This is a genomic window from Bacteroides caecigallinarum, from assembly GCF_021530995.1.
Taxonomy (GTDB): domain Bacteria; phylum Bacteroidota; class Bacteroidia; order Bacteroidales; family Bacteroidaceae; genus Phocaeicola; species Phocaeicola faecigallinarum.
In genome coordinates, this window is the sequence record NZ_JADYTF010000278.1 from 1 (window position 1) to 602 (window position 602).

1 protein-coding gene is annotated in these 602 nt (G+C 47.7%); it reads right to left on the reverse strand.

The annotated features are described in order from the left end of the window. On the reverse strand, positions 1-602 hold a 602-nt coding region (locus I6E24_RS16610; protein WP_235329829.1), incomplete at both ends, for a site-specific integrase.

Sequence of the window (602 nt, forward strand, 5' to 3'; positions counted from 1 at the left end):
AGGCGGATATTCGATTCCACGCCCGTCTTCTGGCGGTTGATGTTTATCCACTCATGGTTGTCGAAGTATGTACGGATATTTTCCTCACGCAGATTGCGCATATCGGAGAATGACAACCCCGTGAACGCACAGAACAGATACAGGTCACGGTAAAGCTCCTGTTTGGCGTTTTTCAGTTTGCCGTCCATCAGCATACGGATTTCCTCTTTCGTGAGAAACCCTCTTGTCGTTTCCTCTTTCTTGATTTCATATTCACGGAACGGGTCGCGTGTCAGCCATTCATTGTTAATGGCAATGAACACCATTGTCCGTAACGGACACACATAAAGCCAGACCGTATTGGTACAGCAGTGCTTGTCCGTGCGGAGAAACATTTCAAAATCGGAGATAAATGCCGGAGTAAGTTCCTTCAGGGCAATATCCTTCACATGGTATCGGATATTCAGGAACTCTTGCAGGTGCTTGTAAACGACCAGATATTTTGAAAGCGTGGCTTTGGCTTTCATGCCGGCTTCCACCTGTTTTGCATAATCCTCGTTGTGCTGGCGGAACACCTGCATCAGTGTATGGCAGCGGTGTTCCAGTCCGAGAAAGGCATTCTT